This window comes from Candidatus Anoxymicrobium japonicum (genome assembly GCA_002843005.1).
Lineage (GTDB): Bacteria > Actinomycetota > Geothermincolia > Fen-727 > Anoxymicrobiaceae > Anoxymicrobium > Anoxymicrobium japonicum.
Genome location: PHEX01000120.1, coordinates 1 through 2,101, shown reverse-complemented (window position 1 = coordinate 2,101; position 2,101 = coordinate 1). Strand labels below are relative to the sequence as shown.

Here is a 2,101-nt window from a genome sequence, read left to right as displayed (position 1 = left end):
GCCCGAGCCCATCTGGCTCTGCAGGTAATTGGGCAGGCCGACCAGATCGATCAGTCTGAGCTGCTTTTCGAGGAAATAGGCGTGGTCCATTTCGGTATCTTCGAGCTGGACGCCGAGCAGGTCGCGGCTGACATAATCCTGAGCCTTCTCGCAGGCCGCCATCGCCTTCTTGAGCTCACCATCCACCTTGTATTCGACGGCGAGGTCGGATTTCAGCATCTCCGGCACCGTCTTGCCGATCTTCAGCGTTTCGCGCTTGCTGAGATCGGGCTTGCCCTCGAGGAAGAGAATGCGCTGGATCAGGGCGCGGGCGTGCTGGCGCTCGTGATCGGACTCGTGGATGGACTTCTCGGCCAACTCGCTCAGGCCCATGTCGGCATACATCTCGCCGTGGATCAGGTACTGATCAACAGCCGTCAATTCGCCAGTCAGCAGGTCATTCAGGATGTCGATGATTTTCTTGTCGCCCTTCATTGCATTCTCCGGAAATGGTTGGAAGCTAGAGGTTGGCTGGCAAAAGCGGCTGGCTGGCCCGAGCGCTCATTCTAGGCGCCGAGCGACTGGTTTTCCACCCACATATGACCTGCGACCGCGACTTCCAAAAGGAGTTCAGTGCTTCCGCGCAAAGGCGTTGGCGGGAAAGCGGGGCGGTTTGGCTGCTGGTTTGTGCCCAAAGCGGACTGGTCGTCCAAGAATTTGGAGCCGTCTGCTAATTGGCCGCAAGCCGTCGTTAGTCGCCATACTTTTCTCTAAGGGTCGAGAAATCAGTCTTAATGAAACTTCGGTCTAAAACTTGGATAGGCGAGGGCTTTCCATACTGAAGCTTTATCAAGTCAGCAACACCAAAGTGAACCTTGCTAACCTTTTCTTCAAACGCTTGGTATTCATCTGACTTTTCATCGCCATCCAAAGTAATGAAGAATGACTTTATGGCTTGTAGTGCTTTGGTCAGTGACACCGCTAGAACCCTTGCCTTGACTTGGATGTCCTGAGGCAAATTGTTTGGGCCAGGGCGAACAGCATATTCTCGGTCGGCAACAACAGTTGACTGGATGGCGTGAATCGCTGCCTGCCATGTTGGATGTTTAACTTGGCAAAGCCACTTGTAATGGAAGTAACCAATCGTCCAGTTATCCTCATACATTTTCGGGGTCTGCTTCTCCCCGCGCTCTTCAGCAAGCCGCATTTCACGCTTTGCATCAAGCTGACATAGTTCCTTTGCTCCCCAAGGAATTTGAGCATGTTTCCCCTTCTGCGCTTGTATTGCCAACTCCTTAGACCCGGCTACTACTGCAGCCGTTAAGGCGTTTTCAAACATAGCAGCCGCGACTGCTGCCGCTTGAGAGGTGTAACCTCGTTCTACAAGTATCCAGACCCCACGGAGGTCATCAAGCGTACATTTTAAAAATGGGGCTGCTGTTATTAGCCGGGGGTCACCGTTCTTGGATGACGGGACCATTGGAGCGAGTGCTCCAGCTTCAATGCAGCACGAAACCAATTCTTCCCAAGGTTTCAGACTTACGTCTAGTGATTCTCGACTGACATGCTCCAGTTCTGGAAGAGATTCCCAAATAGACTCGACGGTATTTATTTTCCTCGATGCCATAGTGCTCATAGGGGCCATAGAAAATGAGATTCGAGAAGCATAGCACTCGACCGTTCAATGACCAGAAGCTGCCCTTCTGATGCTGCCAATCAGCCGCATTCCTGTGGCTGCTCCTGGCCGTCTCCCGCCTCATGACAACTTCCCATTCACTCCTACGGTCAACCGGAAAAAATGGCCAAAAACGAAATGTCCGGGCGCCGCTATCAGCGTTCGCGCAGGGCGGCTTCGATGAGTTGGCGGGAGATGCTGATCGGTTCGGGGAGGATGGGCAGGGCGTTGGGGTGGAACCAGTCGGCGGCTTCGATTTCGTTCGGGTCCGGGGTGATCGTGCCGCCGGCGTAGTCTGCGAAGAAGGCGACCATCAGGGAGTTGGGGAAGGGCCAGGGTTGGCTGTGGAAATAGCGCAGGTTGGCGATTTCGATGCCGACTTCCTCGCGGACTTCGCGGGCGGCGCATTGTTCGAGCGTTTCGCCGGCTTCGACGAAGCCGGCCAGG

Annotated in this window: 4 protein-coding genes; 1 reads left to right on the top strand and 3 read right to left on the bottom strand. The window is 54.5% G+C overall.

All coding sequences use genetic code 11. The features are described 5' to 3' along the window. The coding region (gene bfr, locus CVT63_08300; protein ID PKQ26871.1) for a bacterioferritin at nucleotides 1-474 on the bottom strand (474 nt) is incomplete at its 3' end. Between the two features lie 32 nt (nucleotides 475-506). Between bfr and CVT63_08295 the strand changes: the two genes are divergently transcribed. Further along, nucleotides 507-713 (top strand): hypothetical protein, encoded by a 207-nt coding sequence (locus CVT63_08295; GenBank protein ID PKQ26870.1) that lies wholly within the window; start codon nucleotides 507-509, stop codon nucleotides 711-713. A gap of 17 nt (nucleotides 714-730) precedes the next feature. On the opposite strand, the gene CVT63_08290 is transcribed toward CVT63_08295, so the two are convergent. Continuing rightward, nucleotides 731-1,459: a hypothetical protein gene (locus tag CVT63_08290; GenBank protein PKQ26869.1), complete on the bottom strand. Its 729-nt coding sequence runs from the start codon at nucleotides 1,457-1,459 to the stop codon at nucleotides 731-733. Between the two features lie 350 nt (nucleotides 1,460-1,809). Then, nucleotides 1,810-2,101 (bottom strand): NADH pyrophosphatase (locus CVT63_08285; GenBank protein ID PKQ26868.1); only part of this gene is annotated, 292 nt, incomplete at its 5' end.

Coding starts and splice junctions, on each gene's coding strand:
- CVT63_08290 (PKQ26869.1), bottom strand. CDS start 1,459: ATGGTCCCGTCATCCAAGAACGGTGACCCCCGGCTAATAACAGCAGCC.